Here is a 21,756-nt window from a genome sequence, read left to right as displayed (position 1 = left end):
GAGGCCCGGCGGGCCTTGTCCGGCAGATGGGTGTGCTCCTGATCCTGCGCGGCGTGGGCGCCGACGTCCCGGTTCGGCGTTGCGCCGTCACCTGTCAGCACCATCATCCCCTTCGCCAAGGCCGCCTCGATCGACGCCCGCACCGACGGCGGCATGGCCGACGCCGGCCGAGAAGTCCTCAGCCCGGCGAAGATGACAAAAACGCGCCCCCATCGGGGAGATGGGGGCGCATTCGTGCCTTCGCCTACTTGAGCGCTGTGCCACCTGAGTTGTGGTAGGCGATGGTCTTGCTGATCAGGTTTCCGCCGTCGGACTCGACCGTTGTCTGTTCCTGTTGCCCCGGACCGAACAGCAGCCCGGCGACATGGGCGTTCGCGACCTGGTCCATGTGCCCGAAGAACCAGTCCACCTTGTCGTCCTTGTAATGGTTGAGGGTGTTGTTCTGCGCCATGTTGCCCACGGGGATCTGCCACAGGACCACCGGCTTGCCCACGGACTCGGCCATCGTCTTGTAGAACTGCAGCGCGGCGGCGGCCTTCTGGTCGGTCCAGAAGTGGTCACTGCCGCCGTGGGCCGGCTGTGCGTACCAGCCTGCGTCGCGGTCCGACACGTCGGTGACCAGGAGGTCGGCGTTCTGTGCCCCGAGGCTTGCGTAGTCCTTGACGCATGCCTGTGTGTTGGTCTGCCAGTCGAAGCACGAAAGGTGCATCCCCACGGCGGTGTTCGGCGCGTACTTGTGCGCCATCGATATCAGGCAGCGGGAGAGTCCGGCGGCGCTGTTCTCCTGGGATCCGCAATCGGTCGGGTTGGCGGCCGAGACCTGTGCGGCAACCTTGTGCGGATCGCCGAGCGACCGGACGTAGCCCCAGAAGTCGGGCTCAAGGTCGATCATGTCGCGCGACGTGCCGATCTTCTGGAGGAAGAAACGGTAGTCGTTCAGGTACCGGGTGAGCAGGTCAAGCCGGTTGATGGCCTGGACCTCGCCCGGACCGTCGCCCTGGCCTGCCGCATCTCCGAGGTCGCGCAACGAGTACCACGTCCAGAGCATCTTCTGCGGGCGCGGGCTGCCCTTGTACGTCGCGTGGGCCGCCACGGAGTCCCGCCAGGTCACGTAAGTGCCGGGCGCCGTGGTGCTGCCGTTCCAGCAGCCCCACCAGTTCGACCACCCGTCCTGGCAGCGCGCTGCCGAGTAGTAGTCCGATGAAGGCGCGGGCTGGCTGTGCACATAGGCGTACCGCACGTCGAACGGCGCGGCGGCCGCCGAGGCGTCGGACATCGAGCCGCCGATGAGCACCGTGCTACTGCCCATGAAACGTGTCGTCGAGCTGCCGCCACCAGCCTCGGGAGACGACGGCGACGACGGGTGCGAGCCGCTCGGAGCCTGGCTGGTGGGAACGCTGCCGCCCGGCGCGGTGGGCGTACCGGCGCTGCCGACACTCCCGGCCGGGACGAGTTGCCACTGCTGATCGGCGCCGCCCCGGTCGCGATCCTGGACGACGTCGCCCCCGTCGGCCTTGGCGGCGTTGTGGACCTCGACGGCCATGCCACTGAAGCGATTGACCAAACGCACATAGCCGCCCGGCGACTTGGCCAGCTTGAACTGCTGGTTGGTGCCGTTCAGGTCCTTCCACTGCACGATGGCGGAGCCGGCGGTCTTCGACCAGCCGAGGTCGTCCAGCACCTTGCCGGAGTTCCGGTTCTGCAGCCGGTAGTACCCGTCACCCGCGTCGATGAGCCGCCACTGCTGGTTGGCCTCGCCGTGGCGCGCCCACTGCACCACCGCCGCGCCGTCGTTCGTGGCGAAGGCGCGGTCGTCCAGCACCTTGCCGCTGTTGCGGTTGACCAGCACGTACCACTTCTTCAGATCCAGGGTCTGCTGCGCCGAAGCCTGGCTGACCACGACAGCCGAGCCGGCCACGACCACCATGACGAGGCCCGCCCAGAAACCCCGACGCGCGAGCAACCGACGGCCACGATGCTTCGGGCGACCACCGCGGGCGCCGCCGTCGGCACGGTGGCCGCCGACGCGGGATGCCACCGATGACGTGGGTGGGCCGGGGACATGTCTGTGCTCTCGTTCCAGGGACATGCCTGTGCTCTCTTTCAGCCGTTGCATCTGACCGACCACATGGCCGGACAACACCGAGTGGTCCGAGAGGCCGAAAAGGTTGCCGCGAAGAGCCACAGATTTTTTCGCGTTGACCGCTTCCTGTTCGCTGCGGAGCGCGGCACGGCTGACGCCGGCGGTGGCGAACGCCTGATGGCCGCAGGTCTCCTCCAGTGGGCGGTCGGGTTCGGCGAGCCCAGGGCGTAGCAGCTCGCAGGCGTCGTCCAAGTCGCGGACCTGGGATTCGATCAGTCCGTCCGTGTGCAGGGCCAGGACGCTGTTTTCGGGGACGTGGAACTCGGCGGCCTCGAAGGGCATGCCGCCCAGGCCCAGAGGCGGACCGGCCGGCGTTTCCAGGAAGCGGACCGTGCCGTCCGGGTATCCCTGTGAAGTCGAGGGGTCTGCACGCGATCCGCGATCGTGCGTCCAGGCTGCTCCTGCGGTCGTGGGTTCACAACTGCTGATCACTCCCGAGCCGGCCGGCGGGCGCGCAGCGATCGAGGGCCGGCTCACTGCCAGTGCCTGCCCTCCTCGACGAGGGGTGGCCGGGAACTGCAACCAAAACTGCAACCACGGAACGACGAAGGCTCCGACCGTGATCCGGTCGGAGCCTTCGTCTGCCCAGGTGGGCGGCTGCGGAGGATACGAGATTCGAACTCGTGAGGGGTTGCCCCCAACACGCTTTCCAAGCGTGCGCCCTAGGCCTCTAGGCGAATCCTCCGCCGGAAACATTACATGACCGAGGGGAGTGCTCGCGAACTCGTTCCCGCAGGCCTCCGTCGGTTGCGGCGCGCAGGCCGCGATCGGGTACTGTTGGGCACAGCCCCTCACGCGGCGCTATCTGACTGAACTCCCCCAGGGCCGGAAGGCAGCAAGGGTAGGTCGGCTCTGGCGGGTGCGTGGGGGGCCCTTGCGTTCCCGGGGTCCGGGGCCGGGGTCGGCGGCCGGGACCGGTTGTCAGTGGGCGCCTATAACCTCGTATGCGTGTCGTCTCTCGCGCTGTACCGCCGCTATCGCCCGGAGACCTTTGCCGAGGTCATCGGGCAGGAGCATGTCACCGACCCGCTGCAGCAGGCGCTGCGGAACAACCGGGTCAATCACGCGTACCTGTTCAGCGGTCCGCGCGGCTGCGGCAAGACGACCAGCGCGCGGATCCTCGCCCGCTGTCTGAACTGTGAGCAAGGTCCCACTCCGACCCCGTGCGGCACATGCCAGTCGTGCCAGGACCTCGCCAGGAACGGCCCCGGCTCGATCGACGTCATCGAGATCGACGCGGCCTCTCACGGTGGTGTGGACGACGCCCGTGAGCTGCGCGAGAAGGCGTTCTTCGGCCCCGCGAGCAGCCGGTACAAGATCTACATCATCGACGAGGCCCACATGGTCACGTCGGCCGGTTTCAACGCGCTGCTGAAGGTCGTCGAGGAGCCGCCGGAGCACCTCAAGTTCATCTTCGCGACCACCGAGCCCGAGAAGGTCATCGGCACGATCCGGTCGCGCACCCATCACTACCCCTTCCGGCTCGTGCCCCCCGGCACCCTGCGGGACTACCTCGCCGAGGTGTGCCGGAAGGAGAACATCCCGGTCGAGGAGGGCGTGCTGCCCCTCGTCGTCCGCGCCGGCGCAGGCTCCGTGCGTGACTCCATGTCCGTCATGGACCAGCTCCTCGCCGGTGCCGGTGCGGAGGGTGTGACGTATGCCATGGCCACCTCCCTCCTCGGCTACACCGACGGCTCCCTTCTCGACTCCGTCGTCGAGGCCTTCACCACCGGTGACGGGGCCGCCGCCTTCGAGGTCGTCGACCGTGTCATCGAGGGCGGCAACGACCCGCGCCGCTTCGTCGCCGACCTGCTGGAGCGGCTCCGGGACCTGGTGATCCTCGCCGCCGTCCCGGACGCCGTGGAGAAGGGGCTCTTCGACGCCCCGACCGACGTCCTGGAACGCATGCAGGCCCAGGCCGCCACCTTCGGCGCCGCCGAGCTGAGCCGCGCCGCCGACCTCGTCAACACCGGCCTGACGGAGATGCGCGGCGCCACCTCGCCCCGCCTCCAGCTGGAACTGATCTGCGCGCGCGTGCTGCTCCCGGCCGCCTATGGAGACGAGCGGTCCGTGATGGCCCGCCTCGACCGTCTCGAGCGCGGTGTCCACTTCGCGGGCGGCTCCGGCGCGCCCGCGATGGGCTACGTCCCCGGGCCGGAGGCCCACGGCGGCGCCCCCATGCCACCTGCCGCCGCCCCCATGCCGCCCGCCGCCGCCTCCGTACCGACCGGCGGCGGCCCGGCGGCGGCCCGTGCGGCCGTACGAGCCTCCAGCGCGCCGGGTGCCGGTGGTCCTGGCGCCGGTGGCGGTCCGGGTTCCGGTGGCGGTCCGGGCGTGGGTGGTCCTGGTGCCGGTGGCCCCGGTGTCGGCGGTCCGGCTCCTGCCGCCCCCGCGCCCACGGCCCCCGCAGCTCCGACGGCCCCCGTACCGACTCCGGCAGCCGCCGCTCCGGTCGCACCGGCCACCCCGGCCGCTCCGACGGCCCCCGCGCCTTCCGGCCAGGCCCAGGTGCCGCCTTCCGGCGCCCCTGGTGCCGCCGCCCCGGCCGGTCCTTCCGCGCAGGCCCCCGCCGCTCCCGGTGCCTGGCCCAGCGCCGCAGCCGCCGGAAGCGGCCGGCGCCCCGGTGGCTGGCCCACGGCAGCGGCACCGGCGGGCGGCGCGCCCCAGGGGCAGGCTCCGGGCCCCGGCCGTGCCCCGGCCCAGCAGCAGCCCCCGGCATCCCCCGCGGCTCCGGCGGCGCCCGCGGCCGCCCCCGCCGGTGGCCTCGACCCCCGCATGCTCTGGCCGAACATCCTGGAGGCCGTCAAGAACCGCCGCCGCTTCACCTGGATCCTGCTCAGCCAGAACGCGCAGGTGGCCGGCTTCGACGGCACCACCCTCCAGCTCGGCTTCGTCAACGCCGGTGCCCGTGACAACTTCGCGGGCAGCGGCAGCGAGGACGTGCTGCGGGCGGCGCTGGCCGAGCAGTTCAACGTGCAGTGGAAGATCGAGGCGGTCGTCGACCCGTCCGGCGGCGGCTCCGCACCCCCGTCCGCGGGGGGCTCGGGCTTCGGCGGCGGAGGCGGTTACGGCGGCGCCCCCGCGGGAGGCGGCGGTGGCTACGGCGCCCCGGCCGCACCCCGTCCCGCGGCTCCTCAGCCCGCTCCGCAGACGCCCGCGACGCCGCAGTCAGGCCCCGAGGGCGGACCTGCCGCGTCCGCCCCCGCCCCCCAGCACGCCGCCGCGCCCGAGCCGCCGCCCCCCGTCGCCCCCGAGGACGACATCCCCGAGGACGACGACCCGGACCTGGACGAGTCGGCTCTCTCCGGCCACGAACTGATCGTGCGGGAGCTGGGCGCGACGGTGGTGGAGGAGTTCTCGAACGAGTAACGCGAGCAGGGCATGCAGGGTAGGCAGGGCACGCAGGGCGTTCTCAGGGGTGCCCGAGCAGGGTTTCGCAGGCGTCCGACCGGGCTTTCCCGGGCCCCCTTTGGAGGAAACCCCAACAAACCCGCGCCCCGACCTTCGGCAACCTTGCCATTAGGCTGACCCCCGTGAAGGTCCTCGTCATCGGCGGCGGCGCCCGCGAACACGCCCTGTGCCGTTCCCTGTCCCTCGACCCCGACGTCACCGCGCTGCACTGCGCCCCCGGCAACGCCGGCATCGCCGAGGTCGCCGAGCTGCACGCGGTCGACGCGCTCGACGGCAAGGCGGTCGCCGAGCTGGCCGCCGGCCTCGGTGCCGACCTGGTCGTCGTCGGCCCGGAGGCGCCGCTGGTCGCCGGTGTGGCCGACGCCGTCCGCGCGGCGGGCATCCCGGTGTTCGGCCCGTCCAAGGAGGCCGCGCAGCTGGAGGGCTCCAAGGCCTTCGCCAAGGACGTCATGGCGGCGGCCGCGGTGCCGACCGCCCGCTCCTACGTGTGCACGACGGCCGAGGAGGTCGCCGAGGCCCTCGACGCCTTCGGCGCCCCCTACGTCGTCAAGGACGACGGCCTCGCCGCCGGCAAGGGCGTGGTCGTCACCGACGACCTGGAGGCCGCCAAGGCCCACGCCGCCGCCTGTGACCGCGTGGTCATCGAGGAGTTCCTCGACGGCCCCGAGGTGTCCCTCTTCGCGATCACCGACGGGGAGACGGTCGTACCGCTCCAGCCCGCCCAGGACTTCAAGCGCGCCCTGGACGGCGACGAGGGCCCGAACACCGGCGGCATGGGCGCGTACTCGCCGCTGCCCTGGGCCGAGCCGAAGCTGGTCGACGAGGTCCTGGAGTCGGTGCTGCAGCCGACCGTGGACGAGCTGCACCGCCGCGGCACCCCCTTCTCCGGTCTGCTCTACGCGGGCCTGGCGATCACGAGCCGCGGTGTCCGGGTGATCGAGTTCAACGCCCGGTTCGGCGACCCCGAGACCCAGGTCGTGCTGGCCAGGCTGAAGACCCCGCTGGCCGGCCTCCTGATGGCCGCCGCCACCGGCAACCTCGCCGACCTGCCGCCCCTGCGCTGGAGCGAGGACGCGGCCGTCACGGTCGTCGTCGCCTCGCACAACTACCCCGCCACCCCCCGCACCGGTGACCCGATCACCGGTCTGGACGAGGTGGCCGCCGAGGACGCCCCGCACGCGTACGTGCTGCACGCCGGGACCAGGCGGGACGGCGACGCCGTCGTCAGCGCGGGCGGACGGGTGCTGTCCGTCACCGCCGCAGGCAAGGACCTGACCGAGGCGCGCGAGCGGGCGTACAGGGCGGTGGGCCGGGTCCGTCTGGACGGCTCCCAGCACCGCACCGACATCGCCGCGAAGGCGGCCCGGGCCGAGCAGGCGGCCCGGGCAGGTCAGGCGCCCACCGCCTGATCCGTCCCCTCCCGACGCAGGCCCCGGATCCCCGATCCGGGGCCTGATCCTTGCTGTCTGTCGCCCACCTCTGACCAAAGCCATTCCATCGAGTGAGCAATCGTCCATATGGCTGACGGGGGCCGGGGCCCCAACTAGGGTTCCGCGCAAGGTTCCGGCACTTGGCTCACCGGCATTGCGATGTCAGTGGCGGGTGCCACAGTGGGGGAGTGAGCACCAACAGGACAGCACGGCATCGGCAGCGAGGGGGTGAGGGCGGGACGTGACCGGAATCGGTGCGGAGGCGGGCGCGCAGGCCGCGCGCTCCCGGGCCCTCGCCGTACTGCGGGTCCGGGGCCGGGCGCTGGCCGTGGCCCTGCTGCCCGCGGCCGCCGCGGTGATCCTGCTGACCGGCGGCTCCACCGGCCACTTCGTCGGCCGGGGCTGGGACACGGCCCGCTGGGTCGTGGGCGTGCTCGCCGTGCTGGTGCTGCTGGCCGCCGCCGGTATCGCCCTGGTCGTGGCCCGGGCCCGCCCCGCCGTCAGCCCGACGGTGCCGGTCCCGGAGGAGTCCGCCCCGGACCTGTACCGGATGGTGCGCGACCTCGCCGACCGGCTGGACGTGCCGGCGCCCTCGGCCATAGCGCTCACCCCGGACTGCGACAGCTGGCTGGAGGACCGCACGCACTCGGCCAACGGCCCGCCCCCGCGCCTCGCTTCCGGCGAGGACGAGCTGGCGGGCCCGGGCCGCCGCCGCGCGCCCGTCGCGCCGGTGCTCGTCATCGGTTCGCCGTTCCTGTGGTGGATGCGGGTCGGTGAGCTGCGCGCGGTCCTCGCCCCGGTCATCGCCGGTACGGGCCCCTCGGCGCACCCCGACATAGCCGCCGCACGGCGTTTTGTGCGCGGCCTGGACGCGGCGGTCGCGGTCGCCTCGACACCGGGCCGCTGCCCCGTGACACGCGGCGTGTGCGCGGCCCTGGGCTGGGTGGCCCGGCTGCTGCTGCGCGGCTGCCGGGAGCACGCGACGCAGATGGAGCGCGGGGTCGCCGCGGCGGCGGCCGAGCGGGCGCAGGCCGTCGACTACGGCCTGCGGATCGTCGCCCAGGAGCAGGTGGGCCTCGCCTACGCCGGCTGGGACCGGCTGCTGACCAGGGTCGCGCTGCCCGCCTGGCGCATGGGCCGCTGGCCCTCCCGGCTGGACGCGGGCGTGGTGGCGGCGCTCACCGAGCTGTCCCGGCGCGACCGCCTGGCCGAGGGTTTCACCTCCCGGCTCGGCGAGCGGCCCGCGTGCGACCTGCTGGAGGAGCCGGGCGTCGTCGACGAGGCCGCGTCCCTCCTCGCCGCCCGCCTCTTCCACGGCGGCCCCGCGGAGTCCGGGCCGGACTGGGCGCCGGTGGACTGGCAGGCGTATCCGGAGGAGGTCGTGGACCGCACCTGGCGCGCCGACGCGGCCCGCCTGCACCGCGTCCTGGACTCCCTCGGCGTCCGCCCCGCCCCCGACCCCGCGGCCCCCGACCCCGGCGGCCCCACCCTGGCCCGAGTCCTGCACCACCTCACCGAGCGCCCCACGGAGGCGGCGATACAGAGATCCCCCGAGGACACCCGTCCACCCGCCGACTACGAGCGCGACCCTGCAGGCCCCTCCACACCGCGGGCCGCCGACGGCGAGGACGCCCCACACGTGCCGCCCGCACCCGGCGACGAGACCCGCACGAGTGGTGCGGAGGGGAGCCCGGACGCCGAGGGCGGAGCCGAGGCGGACGCATCCCGCACCGTCGAGGCGCCGCAGGCGACCCGCGAAGCCGAGGTGGCCCGCGAAGCCGAGGCGGGCCCCGGCGCAGAGGACCCCGGCACGGAACGCAGCGCCGCCCTCGCCGCAGGCCTGAGCGCCGCGCTGGCCCGTGAGGAGGCCGCCGCGCCGAGGTCCGGTGCGGCCGCCACCGGCGGGACCCCGGAGAGCGCCCTGTGGGACGACGGCGGCCTGCCGCTCTTCCCGCTGCAGCCCCCGCGCACCGCCCGCGACCTGCTCACCGATCACGTCACGGCGATGGTGTGCTGCGCGGCCGTCGACACCGCCGGCGCGGTGCCCGCCCTGGACTGGCTGGACGGCCCCTCCCTGCTGCTGGGCGGCGAGCGCGCCGCCGACCTGACACCGAAGGTTCTCAGCCTCATCGAGGAGGGAGACCCGGGCCCGCTGCGGGACTGGCTGGCCGCGTCCGGGATACGCCCGGAGAAGCCCGTACGGCTCGTTTAGGAGCCCTTACGGCTCGTCAAACGGGAGCTCTGTCTTCCACTTCAGGTCAATTCGCAACGACTAGTGACCGAGCCCGTGCGTTATGTGATGTGCTGGGAGCGACCACGCACCTGGCAAGAGCGTGCGACATACGACAGCACGCCCGAGGACTGCGCGTATCACCGAGCACGGAGAGCACCGCGAGCACCACCGAGACAGGACGACACGGGGGGCATGAGGGAGGGGAGCGATCATGGCCTCGGACCACATCCGCCGCTGGGAGTCCGGAGCGCTCGCGCACGCCGTCACGGACCCCTTCGGTCAGGGCCCGGTACCCTGGCTGCGCGGCAGTGAGACCTACTTCGACGACACCGGTCATGTCGTGCCCTGGTACGTCGACCCGAGCCCGCAGCCGCTCAAAGGGGTCGGTCCCACCCCGCGCGTGCCCGGGCCCCGCTCGGCCGACGACGTGCGCCGCCAGATCAAGGGCTTCACCGCGACCGGCGCGGTCACGCCCGGAGAGGCGATCGACTTCCACATCACGGTCGACCCGCCCCAGGAGTTCGGCGTCGACATCTACCGGATCGGCCACTACGGCGGCGACGGCGCCGCGAAGATCACCACCAGCCCGCGTCTGTCCGGCATCGTCCAGCCCCCGCCGCTGGCCGCCGACCGCACGGTCTCCTGCCACCACTGGTGGCTGTCCTGGCGCCTCCAGGTGCCCGCGCACTGGCCCATCGGCGCCTATGTGGCCGTCCTCACCACGGCCGACGGCTACCGCTCCCACGTGCCCTTCACGGTCCGCGACGGCCACCCCGCCGACCTGCTCCTGCTGCTGCCGGACATCACCTGGCAGGCGTACAACCTGTATCCGGAGGACGGCCGCACCGGCGCCAGCCTCTACCACGCCTGGGACGACAAGGGCCGGCTGCTCGGCGAGGCCGATGCGGCGTCCACGGTCTCCTTCGACCGCCCCTACGCCGGCGCCGGCCTGCCCCTGCACGTCGGGCACGCCTACGACTTCATCCGCTGGGCCGAGCGCTACGGCTACGACCTCGCCTACGCCGACGCCCGCGACCTGCACGCCGGCCGCGTCGACCCCGGCCGCTACCGGGGCCTGGTCTTCCCCGGGCACGACGAGTACTGGACGGTGCCGATGCGCCGGGCCGTGGAGGACGCCCGCGACCACGGCACCTCACTGGTCTTCCTCTCCGCCAACACCATGTACTGGCAGGTGGAGCTGGGCCCGTCCCCGTCCGGCGTGCCGGACCGGCTGCTGACCTGCCGCAAACGCAAAGGGCCCGGCAAGCCGGTCCTCTGGCGGGAGATCGACCGGCCCGAGCAGCAGCTGGTCGGCATCCAGTACGCGGGCCGGGTGCCCGAGCCGCATCCGCTGGTCGTCCGCAACGCCGGGCACTGGCTGTGGGAGGCGACCGGCGCGCAGGAGGGCGAGGAGATCCAGGGTCTGGTCGCCGGCGAGGCCGACCGGTACTTCCCGCGCACCCCGCTGCCCACGCATGAGGAACGCATCCTGCTCGCCCACTCCCCGTACACCGACAGCGACGGCGTCCTGCGCCACCAGGAGACCTCCCTCTACCGCGCCCCCTCCGGGGCCTGGGTGTTCGCCTCCGGCACCTTCGCCTGGTCCCCGTCCCTGGACCGCCCCGGGCATGTGGACCCCCGCGTCCAGCGCGCCACGGCGAACCTCCTGGACCGCATCTGCAAACGCGACTGACCGCCGGCGGACCGAGCCCGACCCCCCTGACCGAAACCGATCCCCCCGATAAGGGAGAATCGAGGCACTTGGACAGAACCACGGGGAGGAACCGTGTCCGGATTCGTAGAAAAGCCCGAGCCGATCCAGGTTCCGGGCCTGGTGCACCTGCACACCGGAAAGGTGCGCGAGCTGTACCAGAACGAGGCGGGCGACCTCGTGATGGTCGCCAGCGACCGCATGTCCGCCTACGACTGGGTGCTGCCCACGGAGATCCCCGACAAGGGCCGCGTCCTCACCCAGCTCTCCCTGTGGTGGTTCGACCAGCTGCGGGACCTGGCACCGAACCACGTGATCAGCACCGAGGTGCCCGAGGGCGCCCCCGCCGACTGGGCGGGCCGCACGCTGGTCTGCAAGTCCCTGAAGATGGTCCCGGTGGAGTGCGTGGCCCGCGGCTACCTCACCGGCTCCGGCCTGGTCGAGTACAACGAGTCCCGTACGGTCTGCGGCCTCGCCCTCCCCGAAGGCCTCGTCGACGGTTCTGAACTCCCGGCCCCGATCTTCACTCCCGCCACCAAGGCCGAGGTCGGCGAGCACGACGAGAACGTCTCCTACGAGGAGGTCGCCCGCCAGGTCGGCGCCGACACCGCCGCCCAGCTGCGCCAGGCGACCCTCGCCGTGTACGCGCGGGCACGGGACATCGCCCGCGACCGGGGGATCATCCTGGCGGACACCAAGTTCGAGTTCGGCTTCGAGGGCGACAGCCTGGTGCTCGCGGACGAGGTCCTCACCCCGGACTCCTCCCGCTTCTGGCCGGCCGACCAGTGGCAGCCGGGCCGCGCCCAGCCGTCGTACGACAAGCAGTTCGTCCGGGACTGGCTCACCTCCGCCGAGTCCGGCTGGGACCGGAAGAGCGAGCAGCCCCCGCCGCCGCTGCCGGACCGGGTCGTCGAGCAGACCCGGCAGAAGTACGTGGAGGCGTACGAGCGGCTCACCGGTCTGAGCTGGAGCTAGCAGCACGAGAAGACCCCGGTCCAGTGGACCGGGGTCTTCTTCCCGAGCGGACGACGAGGCTCGAACTCGCGACCTCAACCTTGGCAAGGTTGCGCTCTACCAACTGAGCTACGTCCGCGTTGCGCCGTGGCGCGAGAGCAACTATACCCAACCTCGCTCCCGTGCGAGACGCACCGCCGCATGACGGTTCTCGGCGCCGAGCTTCGTGACGGCCGAGGAGAGGTAGTTCCGCACGGTCCCCGGCGACAGCGCGGCCCGCTCGGCGATCTCCGCGACCGGCGCCCCCTCGGCCGCCAGTTCCAGCACCTCGGCCTCCCGCGCGGTCAGCGGGGAGTCACCGGCGGAGATCGCGTCGGCGGCCAACTCCGGGTCGATGTAACGGTTTCCCGCGTGCACGGTCCGGATGATCTCGGCGAGCCGCCGCGCGCTGACGGTCTTCGGGACGAACCCGCGCACACCGGCCGCGAGCGCCCGTTTCAGATGGCCGGGGCGGCCGTGTCCGGTGACGATCAGGACCTGGCAGCCGGGCAGTTCGGCGCGCAGGGATGTGGCGACCTTCACACCGTCGGCGCCCGGCATCTGGAGATCCAGCACGGCCACATCGGGTGCGTGGGCCCGCGCCATCGCCAGCGCCTCGGGCCCGCTGGCCGCCTCCGCGACGACCAGCAGATCGTCCTCCAGCGACAGCAGCGCGGCCAGCGCGCCCCGGATCAGGTGTTCGTCATCGGCGAGCAACAGCCGTACCGGAGTGCTCATGACGTGACTTCACTCACTTCCTGCATCAAAGGCACCTCGGCCACCAGCCGGAACCGGTCTCCGTCGATCGCCCCGGCCTCCAGGGTCCCGCCGACGACCGCCAGCCGCTCCCGAAGCCCGGCGAGCCCGGAACCCCCACCCCCGTGAGGGGTTCCCGTCACCCCGTCGTTCTCCACCGTCAGCACCACACGCCCCTCAGGCACCCGCAGTTCCACCTCACACCGGTCCGCATCCCCGTGCCGCAGCACATTGGTGGTGGCCTCGCGCACCACCCAGCCAAGCGCGGACTGCACCTCGGCGGGCAGCCCCGTGGCCTCCGCGCGGACCTCGCACGCGATGCCCGCGGCCGTCAACACGCCCTGGGCACCCGCCAGTTCGGCCCCGAGATCGGCTTCCCGGTACCCGCGTACGACGGCCCGCACCTCCCGCTGGGACTCCTGCGCGATGCGCTGCACCTCGATCATCTGCTCCACCGCCTCCGGCCGGCCCCGCCGGGCCAGCTGGACGGCCAGCTCGCTCTTGAGGGAGATCACGGACAGGTTCCGTCCCAGCACGTCATGCAGATCCCGTCCGAACCGCAGCCGCTCCTCGGCGACGGCGAGCCGGGTCTCCACCTCGCGGGCCCGCTCCGCCTCCCACAGCACGGCCAGGGTCCAGGCACCGCAGCGGCCGGCGAGCAACGCGAAGACCGCCTGGAAGACGGCCATCGCACCGGTCGCCACCAGCCCGGCGCCGTCGCGGTCGGCGAGCCCGACGGCAGCCGTGAGCAGGACCGCGAACACCGCCGACCGACGCAGGAACACCCGGACCGGGACCGTGAGTCCGTACAGCAGCGCGAAGGGAAGTACGACACCACCGATCGTGAACCGGACCGCCATCGGGGTCGCCGCGTCCAGCCCGGCGAGCGCCACGATCAGCGCCAGCGCCAGGCCCAGCAGGACCGCCGGTGCGCGGTGGGTGCGGGCCGGCAGCTCGGCGCGCCCGAGGTAGTGGTCGAGCACGGTCCTGGTGAGCCGGTTCGTGAGCGCGCACTGCAGGACCGCCACGAGGGCGAGGAGGGCGCCGAGGACGATAGCGACCGGCCGGTGGGCGAGACCGCCGGGCAGCGGCAGCAGCACCCAGCAGCCCATGATGAACCAGACCGTGCCGTGCCAGGTGAGGACGCTGTACAGCTCGACGCGCTCGGCCTTGCTGCGCTCCCCCCAGTGCCGCTGCTGCCACCGCCGTATGCGTCCCGTCATCCGCGCGTCCCCCGTCCCTCAGCGCCGCGGCTCCCAGCGGAACCGCCGCTGTACAGCAAACACCGCCAGGAAGATCCAGGCCAACGCGGTCGCCAGGGCGCCGAGCGCCTCCCCGGTGCTCAACTGGCCCGTCCAGCCGCCGCGCACGAGCCGGATCGCCGGGGACAGCGGGAGCAGGTCGCAGACGGTGGCCAGCTTGTCCGGCATGACCTCCGTGGGGATCGTGATCCCGGAGCCGACCATCGACAGGAACATCAGCGGCATCGCGGTCACCTGGCCGCTCTCCACGGTCCGGGTGAAGGACGCGGTGAGCGCGGCGAGCGCGGCACTGACCAGATAACCGGCCACCAGCCCGGGCAGGATCAGATACGGCGCCTTGGGCGCGCCGGTGTGCAGCAGGGCCGCGCATCCGGCGCACAGCACCAGCGCCTGGGCCAGGCCGATGACGAGCGCGGGCAGGGCGGTGCCGGTGAGGATCTCCGTGTCGGAGAGCTCGCCGGTGCGCAGCCGTTTGAGGACGAGTTCCTCGCGGCGGGCGACGTAGGTGTTGACCAGGGAGGTGTAGACGGCGAAGAGGAAGGAGAAGCCGATCGCGGCCGTCAGCAGGGTGGTGCCGATGGTCAGCCCCTGCTTCTTCAGATCCAGCTGGTCCATGGCCGGCCGCACGGTGAACGGCAGCAGGAGCGGCACGGCCAGCGCGGTGAAGACGACCCCGCGGTTGCGGCTGAGCAGGGTGAGTTCGGCCCGCCCCAGCGCCCACAGCCGCCGGCCCGCCGACGTCCCCCCGCCGCGTTCCGCCCCGCGCACGCCGCTCACGCCACGGCTCCCGGCCTCCGCCGCGGTCCCGCCCCGGCCCACGGCGGCTCGCGCTCCCACCTCGCGCATTCCGCGCCCCCTCGCTCCCGTTCCGGTCCCGCTCATGCCACCGTCTCCCGCTCGCGTGCGATCCCGAGGAACGCCTCCTCCAGCGAGGCCGACCGCACGTCCAGTCCGCGCAGTTCGACCCCCGCCTGCTCGGCCCAGGCCAGGAGCCGGGTCGCGGTGGGCTGCAGCTCCCGCGTCCGCAGCCGTACGACCCTGCCGTCGGTTTCGTGCGCGCACACGCCGAGCTCGGCCAGCGGGGGCAGATCGCCGAGGAAGTAGCCGTCGGGCAGCTGGAAGGAGATCCGGGAAGGGCGGCCGGCGGTGACCTCGGCCGGGGTGCCGGAGGCGGCGACACGGCCCTCGTGCAGGATGGCGAGCCGGTCGGCGAGGCCCTCGGCCTCCTCCAGATAGTGCGTGGTCAGCAGCACGGTGGTACCGGCGTCGCGCAGCGCGCGGACCAACTCCCAGGTGTCCCGGCGGCCTTCCGCGTCGAGCCCGGTCGTCGGCTCGTCGAGGAAGAGCACCTCGGGATCGCCGAGCAGGGCGAGCGCCAGGTCGAGCCGGCGCCGCTCGCCGCCGGAGAGCTGTTTGACCCGGACGCCGGCCCTGCCGGTCAGCCCCACCAGCTCCAGCGCCTCCGCCTCCGGCCGCGCCCCGCTCGTGCAGCCCGCCCACATCCGGGCCGTCTCGGCGACGGTGAGCTCGGCCGGAAAGCCTCCTTCCTGGAGCATCACACCGGTGCGCGGCCGTACGGCGGCCCGCTCGCGGTACGGATCGTGGCCGAGGACCCGGACCCGGCCCCCGGCGGGTACGGCCAGCCCCTCCAGCAGTTCGACCGTCGAGGTCTTGCCGGCGCCGTTGGTCCCGAGCAGGGCGAAGATCTCCCCACGCGGGACGGAGAAGGAGACTCCGCGTACGGCCTCGAACCCGCCCCCGTAGACGCGCTTGAGGTCGGTCACCTCAATCACGTGCTCGTGTTCGTCGTAGTCCATGACGCCAGCGTCCCGGCGGCCGGAGCGGTGCGGCAGTGTGCGATGTCATCGCCCGGCATGACAAATGTCAGAGCGGATCACGGACAACGAAAAGACCCCGGTCCAGTGGACCGGGGTCTCATTCCCGAGCGGACGACGAGGCTCGAACTCGCGACCTCAACCTTGGCAAGGTTGCGCTCTACCAACTGAGCTACGTCCGCACTGCTCCCGACCGGCTCCCACCGATCGGTGCGAGCACCAGCCTACCTGATCCACCAGAGTGGTCGTGACAAGCGGTGCCGGAGCGGGTGACAGGAATCGCACACTGCGCCTTCCCCCTGGAAGGGGGATGTTCTGCTACTGAACTACACCCGCACGCTCCTCGGGGTTCCGGCCTTTCGGCCTCGCCCCTCGGCGTGTCCCAGACATTAGCTGATCAACAGGGGGGTCGCGCAAGTCGGCTCCCCCTGCTGCCCGGTATGCCCAAGTGCGCGGCCCTCAGGGTCCGCTGACGGGCCCTGAGGGCTGCCCCTTCGCGGGCTCATGCGGCCGGGCCGCTCGTGCGGCTCCCGGCGCGCGCCTCACTGCGCGGCGCTGAACGCCTCGTAGACCTTCTTGGGGATGCGTCCGCGGGCGGGGACGTCCATCTTGTTGGCCTGGGCCCAGGCGCGGACGGCCGCCGGGTCGGGGGCGACCTCCGTCTGCTTGTACGCCTTGCCGGAGCGCGACCGCTTGCGGCCGGCCTCGACGTAGGGCGCGAGCGCCTTGCGCAGTTTCTTGGCGTTGGTTTCGTTCAGGTCGATCTCGTACGACTTGCCGTCGAGTCCGAAGGCGATCGTTTCCGCCGCTTCCGAGCCGTCGATGTCGTCAAAGAGCGTGACCACGACCTTTTGCGCCACGAATATCGGTCCCTTCGTGCGGCACGTCGATACAGCTCAACGGCGATGACGTGCCGAGTATCGGCTATTGCCAATTCATTTGTACAGTGCCCGGCAATGCAAAGTGAAGCCCGACTAAATCCGTCCGCGTGTCCGAAGACAATAGGTGAACGGGGCGGACTGTGGAACTTTCCCAGAACTTTTCACGGGCGTACGACTCCGACACCCGATCGTGATGCGCCTCACGTAGATTCCTACAACTCTACTCGCGTAGAAATTTTGTGCGGGTAGTCTGAAGGAACCTGCTCAGCACCACACACCGGGAGTGCCAGTGGCACGCGTCGTAGTCGACGTCATGCTCAAGCCGGAGATCCTCGACCCCCAGGGCCAGGCGGTCCAGCGTGCGCTGCCGCGCCTGGGTTTCGAAGGGATCTCGGACGTCCGCCAGGGAAAGCGCTTCGAACTGGAAGTTGACGGGCCGGTCGACGAGGCCGCGCTCGCCCGCATCCACGATCTTGCGGAATCCTTCCTCGCCAACACCGTGATCGAGGACTTCACCGTCAAGGTGGAAGAGGCCACGGAAGTCGCGGAGGCGGCCAAGTGACCGCTCGTATTGGCGTCGTCACTTTCCCGGGCAGCCTCGACGATCACGATGCCCAGCGCGCGATCCGCCTCGCGGGCGCCGAACCGGTCGCCCTCTGGCACAAGGACAAGGACCTCAAGCAGGTCGACGCCGTGGTCCTTCCCGGCGGTTTCTCCTACGGCGACTATCTGCGCGCCGGTGCCATCTCCCGGTTCTCGCCGGTGATGGAGACGGTCATCGAGCAGGCGAAGGCCGGACTGCCGGTCCTCGGTATCTGCAACGGCTTCCAGGTCCTCACCGAGGCCCACCTCCTCCCGGGCGCGATGCTCGGCAACGACCACCTCCACTTCATCTGCCGCGACCAGAAGCTGCGGGTGGAGAACGCGGAAACCGCCTGGACCAGCGACTACCGCGCCGGCCAGGAGATCCACATCCCGCTGAAGAACATGGACGGCCGGTACGTCGCCGACGCGTACACGCTGGACAAGCTGGAGGCGGAGGGCCGCGTCGTCTTCCGTTACCTCGACTTCAACCCGAACGGCTCGCTGCGGGACATCGCCGGCATCACCAACGAGGCCGGGAATGTCGTCGGCCTCATGCCGCACCCCGAGCACGCCGTCGAGCCGCTGGTCGGTACGGGCCGTACCGACGGGCTCCCGTTCTTCACCTCGATCCTCAAGAAGCTGGTGGGCGCATGAGCCGGACGCCTCTGGACACGGTCGAGCACGCGGCCGCGACCCCCGACGTCGAGCTGCCCTGGGCCGAACTCGGCCTGAAGAAGGACGAGTACGAGCGGGTGGTGGAGATCCTCGGCCGCCGCCCGACCGGCGCCGAGCTCGCCATGTACTCGGTCATGTGGTCCGAGCACTGCTCGTACAAGTCCTCCAAGGTCCACCTGCGCCAGTTCGGCGAGAAGGCGCCCGAGAGCGACGCCCTCCTCGTCGGCATCGGCGAGAACGCGGGCGTGGTGGACGTCGGCCAGGGTTACGCCGTGACCTTCAAGGTCGAGTCGCACAACCACCCGTCGTACGTCGAGCCCTACCAGGGCGCGGCCACGGGTGTCGGCGGCATCGTCCGCGACATCATCGCCATGGGTGCGCGGCCGGTGGCGGTCGTCGACCCGCTGCGGTTCGGCGCCGCCGACCACCCCGACACCAAGCGCGTCCTGCCGGGCGTGGTCGCGGGCATCGGCGGCTACGGCAACTGCCTGGGCCTGCCCAACATCGGCGGCGAGGTCGTCTTCGACGCCTGCTACCAGGGCAACCCGCTGGTCAACGCCGGTGCCATCGGTGTGATGCGGCACGAGGACATCCACCTCGCCAAGGCCTCCGGCGCGGGCAACAAGGTCATCCTGTACGGGGCTCGTACGGGTGGTGACGGCATCGGTGGTGCCTCGATCCTCGCGTCCGAGACCTTCGACGACGCCAAGCCGTCGAAGCGCCCTGCCGTCCAGGTCGGCGACCCCTTCCAGGAGAAGCTCCTCATCGAGTGCACCCTGGAGGCCTTCAAGGAGAAGCTGGTCGTCGGCATCCAGGACCTCGGTGCCGCGGGTCTGTCCTGCGCCACCTCCGAGCTGGCGTCCAACGGCTCCGGCGGCATGCGCGTCACCCTGGACGACGTCCCGCTGCGCGACTCCACGCTCTCGCCCGAGGAGATCCTCATGAGCGAGTCGCAGGAACGCATGTGCGCGGTCGTGGAGCCGGAGAAGGTCGACCGCTTCCTGGAGATCTGCGCCAAGTGGGACGTCATCGCCACCGTCATCGGTGAGGTGACCGACGGCGACCGGCTGGAGATCTTCTGGCACGGCGAGAAGATCGTGGACGTCGACCCGCGCACGGTCGCCCACGAGGGCCCGACGTACGAGCGCCCGTACGCCCGCCCGGACTGGCAGGACGCCCTGCAGGCCGACGACGCGAACAAGCTGCCGCGGCCCGAGACGTCGCAGGAGCTGAAGGACCAGGTCCTGCAGCTGGTCGGGTCCCCCAACCAGGCCTCCAAGAACTGGATCACCCAGCAGTACGACCACCTCGTGCAGGGCAACACCGTCCTCGCCCAGCCGGAGGACTCCGGCATGATCCGCGTGGACGAGGAGACCGGCCTCGGTGTCGCCATCGCGACGGACGGCAACGGCCGTTACGCCAAGCTGGACCCGTACACGGGCGCGCAGCTGGCCCTGGCCGAGGCGTACCGCAACGTGGCCGCCACCGGCGCCAAGCCGCTCGCCGTGTCCGACTGCCTGAACTTCGGCTCGCCCGAGGACCCGGCCGTGATGTGGCAGTTCGCGGAGGCCGTGCGCGGTCTGGCGGACGCCTGCCGGCAGCTGGGCACCCCGGTGACCGGCGGCAACGTCTCGCTCTACAACCAGACCGGCGAGGCGGCGATCCACCCGACGCCGGTGGTCGCGGTCCTGGGTGTGATCGACGACGTGGCCCGCCGCACGCCCGTCGCCTTCCAGGAGGAGGGCCAGCTGATCTACCTCCTCGGCGACACCCGCGAGGAGTTCGGCGGCTCGGCCTGGTCCCAGGTGGTCCACGACCACCTCGGCGGCCTGCCCCCGAAGGTCGACCTGGAGCGTGAGCGGCTGCTGGGCGAGATCCTGATCTCCGCCTCCCGCGACGGCATGATCGACTCCGCGCACGACCTGTCCGACGGCGGCCTGATCCAGGCCGTGGTCGAGTCCGCGCTGCTCGGCGGCAAGGGCGCGCGGCTGGTCGTACCGGACGGCCTGGACGCGTTCACGTTCCTGTTCTCCGAGTCGGCCGGCCGCGCGATCGTCGCGGTGCCGCGCTCGGAGGAGGTCCGCTTCAACGACATGTGCGGTGCGCGGGGCCTGCCGGCCACCCGGATCGGTGTCGTGGACGGCACCGCGTCTGATTCCACTGCAGTGGTCGAGGTTCAGGGCGAGTTCGCGCTCACCCTGGAGGAGCTGCGGAAGGCCCACGAGGAGACCATCCCGGCGCTGCTGGCGTAGGCAGACCTGAAGAAGGGCCCCGTCCGGAAGCCGGACGGGGCCCTTCTCATGCGGCCACGGGCTCATGCGGCCACGGGCTCAAGCGGAAGAGACCGTCGACCGGGCGGGCCGGGCGTTCGGCCTGGTCGAAAATGCCCTGAAGGCCCGCGCCGCCAGGGCATAGGCTCACCGCCATGCCACCGGCCAAGAAGCGCGCCCGCAGCTACGACCCCGACAGGACCCGCGCCGCGGTCCTCGCCCAGTTCGGAAGCGTCCGGGAGGCGGTGCGCGGTCTCACCCCGGAGCAGCTCGCCCTGCCCACCCGGCTCGGCGAGTGGACCGTACGCGAGCTGGTCGTGCACATCGGCATGGCGCTCACCGCGATCCCCCGGGCGCTCGCCCTGCCCGAGCCGCCGAAGGCGGACGCCGTCCTGCTCGACTGGCCCTTCGCCACCGCGGCCAACGCCGCCGCCATCGACGAGTTCACCCGGAACCTGTCCGCCGGACACCAGGACCTGGACGCCCACCTCACGGACATCGACCGGTCCCTGCGCACCCTGCTCGCCGAGCACTCCGGCAGCCGGATCCTGCAGACGAGCGCCGGTGCGCTGCCCCTGGACGACTACCTGGTCACCCGCACCGCCGAACTCGTCGTCCACACCGACGACCTGAACGCCGCCGTACCGGGTCTGGACATCCCGTACGACCGCCAGGCCCTGGCCGCCGCCACCCGGCTGCTCGCCGACGCGCTCGCCGTGAAGGCGCCCGGCGGCTCCACCGAGGTGCGGGTGCCGCCGTACGCCGTGGTGCAGTGCGTCGAGGGGCCCCGGCACACCCGTGGCACCCCGCCCAACGTGGTGGAGACCGACCCGCTGACCTGGATCCGGCTCGCCACCGGCCGCCTGAGCTGGAAGGACGCCGTGGAGGAGGCCAAGGTGAGCGCCAGTGGGGAGCGGGCGGACATCGGGGGGCTGCTGCCGCTCATGTCGTAGCGGAACCGACCCGGCCGCTCCACCGTCGAATCGCCATGAACCGGTACAAGCAGCGCATGGTCCTCGCACCGGCGGCCGCCGTGCTCGCCGTCCTCACGGTGGCGTGCGGCAACGGGAGGGCGGACAGTGGTGCGGTGACCGTCCAGCAGCCCGTGACCGGCGTCGACTGGCGGGTCGACAGCCTCACCGTCGGCGGCACGACCCGGCACGCGCCCGCCTCCGCCCGCCTCCGCATCGACGCGGACGGCAAGGCGGCCGGCAACCTCGGCTGCAACCAGTTCAGCGCCCGGGTCACCGTCCACGGCGACCGGATCACCTTCGGCGACCTGCGCACCACCCGGATGGCCTGCGCCCCGGACCGGATGGACTTCGAGCGCGCGCTCGCCCGCGCGCTCACCACCGGCACGCTCGTCGCCGAGACGCAACACGCGAAACTGACGCTCACAGACGGCGACGGCGACCGCATCCACCTCAGCCGCAACGCGCCCGGATGATGTGCGACACCTCACTCACGCATCCGGCGAACCGGCCCGCGACCGATGCCCGCAGAGCCGCCGCCGACTCTCAGATCCCCGGGCGCGCCTCGCTGACCTGCGCAAACGCGGAAACCGACAAGGT

16 protein-coding genes, 4 tRNA genes and 1 other RNA gene are annotated in these 21,756 nt (G+C 71.9%); 11 read left to right on the top strand and 10 right to left on the bottom strand.

Features of this window, described 5'->3' with window-relative positions; all coding sequences use genetic code 11:
- Positions 1-244: 244 nt before the first annotated feature.
- Both ABT288_RS00320 and ABT288_RS00315 read right to left on the bottom strand, forming a co-directional pair.
- Positions 245-2,575 carry an RICIN domain-containing protein gene (locus ABT288_RS00320; protein ID WP_351601182.1) on the bottom strand — a complete coding sequence of 777 codons (2,331 nt, stop codon included), beginning with the start codon at positions 2,573-2,575 and terminating at the stop codon, positions 245-247.
- Positions 2,576-2,743: 168 nt separating this feature from the next.
- Positions 2,744-2,828 (bottom strand) — tRNA-Ser (locus ABT288_RS00315).
- 97 nt (positions 2,829-2,925) lie between these two features.
- On the opposite strand from ABT288_RS00315, the gene ffs reads away from it, so the two are divergent.
- From ffs to ABT288_RS00285, 6 genes are all read left to right on the top strand, one after another.
- An RNA gene (ffs, locus tag ABT288_RS00310) (signal recognition particle sRNA small type) lies at positions 2,926-3,022 on the top strand.
- Between the two features lie 69 nt (positions 3,023-3,091).
- Positions 3,092-5,512, top strand: coding sequence for a DNA polymerase III subunit gamma and tau (locus ABT288_RS00305; protein ID WP_351600730.1), 2,421 nt, complete (start codon positions 3,092-3,094; stop codon positions 5,510-5,512).
- Positions 5,513-5,676: 164 nt separating this feature from the next.
- Positions 5,677-6,963: a phosphoribosylamine--glycine ligase gene (purD, locus tag ABT288_RS00300; RefSeq protein ID WP_351600727.1), complete on the top strand. Its 1,287-nt coding sequence runs from the start codon at positions 5,677-5,679 to the stop codon at positions 6,961-6,963.
- A 262-nt stretch (positions 6,964-7,225) separates the two neighbouring features.
- Positions 7,226-9,196, top strand: coding sequence for a hypothetical protein (locus ABT288_RS00295; RefSeq protein WP_351600724.1), 1,971 nt, complete (start codon positions 7,226-7,228; stop codon positions 9,194-9,196).
- A gap of 232 nt (positions 9,197-9,428) precedes the next feature.
- Positions 9,429-10,910, top strand: a complete 1,482-nt coding sequence (locus tag ABT288_RS00290) for a N,N-dimethylformamidase beta subunit family domain-containing protein (RefSeq protein WP_351600721.1) — start codon at positions 9,429-9,431, stop codon at positions 10,908-10,910.
- Positions 10,911-11,003: 93 nt separating this feature from the next.
- Positions 11,004-11,903, top strand: coding sequence for a phosphoribosylaminoimidazolesuccinocarboxamide synthase (locus ABT288_RS00285; protein WP_351600718.1), 900 nt, complete (start codon positions 11,004-11,006; stop codon positions 11,901-11,903).
- A 45-nt stretch (positions 11,904-11,948) separates the two neighbouring features.
- Here the strand turns inward: ABT288_RS00285 and ABT288_RS00280 are convergent.
- From ABT288_RS00280 to ABT288_RS00245, 8 genes are all read right to left on the bottom strand, one after another.
- Positions 11,949-12,021 (bottom strand) — tRNA-Gly (locus ABT288_RS00280).
- Between the two features lie 23 nt (positions 12,022-12,044).
- Complete coding sequence (locus ABT288_RS00275; protein ID WP_351600715.1) at positions 12,045-12,659, bottom strand: response regulator; 615 nt, start codon at positions 12,657-12,659, stop codon at positions 12,045-12,047.
- Positions 12,656-13,900 (bottom strand): sensor histidine kinase, encoded by a 1,245-nt coding sequence (locus tag ABT288_RS00270; protein WP_351600712.1) that lies wholly within the window; start codon positions 13,898-13,900, stop codon positions 12,656-12,658. Before ABT288_RS00270 ends, ABT288_RS00275 begins: the two co-directional genes overlap by 4 nt.
- Before the next feature lie 18 nt (positions 13,901-13,918).
- Complete coding sequence (locus ABT288_RS00265; RefSeq protein WP_351600709.1) at positions 13,919-14,716, bottom strand: ABC transporter permease; 798 nt, start codon at positions 14,714-14,716, stop codon at positions 13,919-13,921.
- A 101-nt stretch (positions 14,717-14,817) separates the two neighbouring features.
- Positions 14,818-15,756 (bottom strand): ABC transporter ATP-binding protein, encoded by a 939-nt coding sequence (locus ABT288_RS00260; RefSeq protein WP_351600705.1) that lies wholly within the window; start codon positions 15,754-15,756, stop codon positions 14,818-14,820.
- 127 nt (positions 15,757-15,883) lie between these two features.
- Positions 15,884-15,956 (bottom strand) — tRNA-Gly (locus ABT288_RS00255).
- A gap of 82 nt (positions 15,957-16,038) precedes the next feature.
- Positions 16,039-16,110: transfer RNA gene (locus ABT288_RS00250), tRNA-Gly, on the bottom strand.
- A 206-nt stretch (positions 16,111-16,316) separates the two neighbouring features.
- On the bottom strand, positions 16,317-16,634 hold the full coding sequence (locus ABT288_RS00245) for a histone-like nucleoid-structuring protein Lsr2 (RefSeq protein ID WP_031164632.1): 318 nt from the start codon (positions 16,632-16,634) through the stop codon (positions 16,317-16,319).
- A 310-nt stretch (positions 16,635-16,944) separates the two neighbouring features.
- Here ABT288_RS00245 and purS point away from each other — a divergent pair, with 310 nt between their 5' ends.
- The 5 genes from purS to ABT288_RS00220 all read left to right on the top strand — a co-directional run bounded on the left by purS (position 16,945) and on the right by ABT288_RS00220 (position 21,632).
- Positions 16,945-17,217 (top strand): phosphoribosylformylglycinamidine synthase subunit PurS, encoded by a 273-nt coding sequence (gene purS, locus ABT288_RS00240; protein ID WP_351600702.1) that lies wholly within the window; start codon positions 16,945-16,947, stop codon positions 17,215-17,217.
- On the top strand, positions 17,214-17,894 hold the full coding sequence (gene purQ, locus ABT288_RS00235; RefSeq protein WP_351600699.1) for a phosphoribosylformylglycinamidine synthase subunit PurQ: 681 nt from the start codon (positions 17,214-17,216) through the stop codon (positions 17,892-17,894). The genes purS and purQ overlap by 4 nt, the downstream gene beginning before the upstream one ends.
- Entirely contained in the window at positions 17,891-20,167 is a 2,277-nt protein-coding gene (gene purL / locus ABT288_RS00230; RefSeq protein WP_351600696.1) for a phosphoribosylformylglycinamidine synthase subunit PurL, read from the top strand. Before purQ ends, purL begins: the two co-directional genes overlap by 4 nt.
- Before the next feature lie 173 nt (positions 20,168-20,340).
- Complete coding sequence (locus tag ABT288_RS00225; RefSeq protein ID WP_351600693.1) at positions 20,341-21,138, top strand: maleylpyruvate isomerase family mycothiol-dependent enzyme; 798 nt, start codon at positions 20,341-20,343, stop codon at positions 21,136-21,138.
- A 35-nt stretch (positions 21,139-21,173) separates the two neighbouring features.
- Positions 21,174-21,632, top strand: coding sequence for an META domain-containing protein (locus ABT288_RS00220; RefSeq protein WP_351600690.1), 459 nt, complete (start codon positions 21,174-21,176; stop codon positions 21,630-21,632).
- Positions 21,633-21,756: the final 124 nt, after the last annotated feature.

Origin of the sequence: Streptomyces sp. NPDC001093 (assembly GCF_040298985.1) — a bacterium.
Taxonomy (GTDB): Bacteria; Actinomycetota; Actinomycetes; order Streptomycetales; family Streptomycetaceae; genus Streptomyces.
This window is presented reverse-complemented; position numbering and strand designations above follow the sequence as displayed.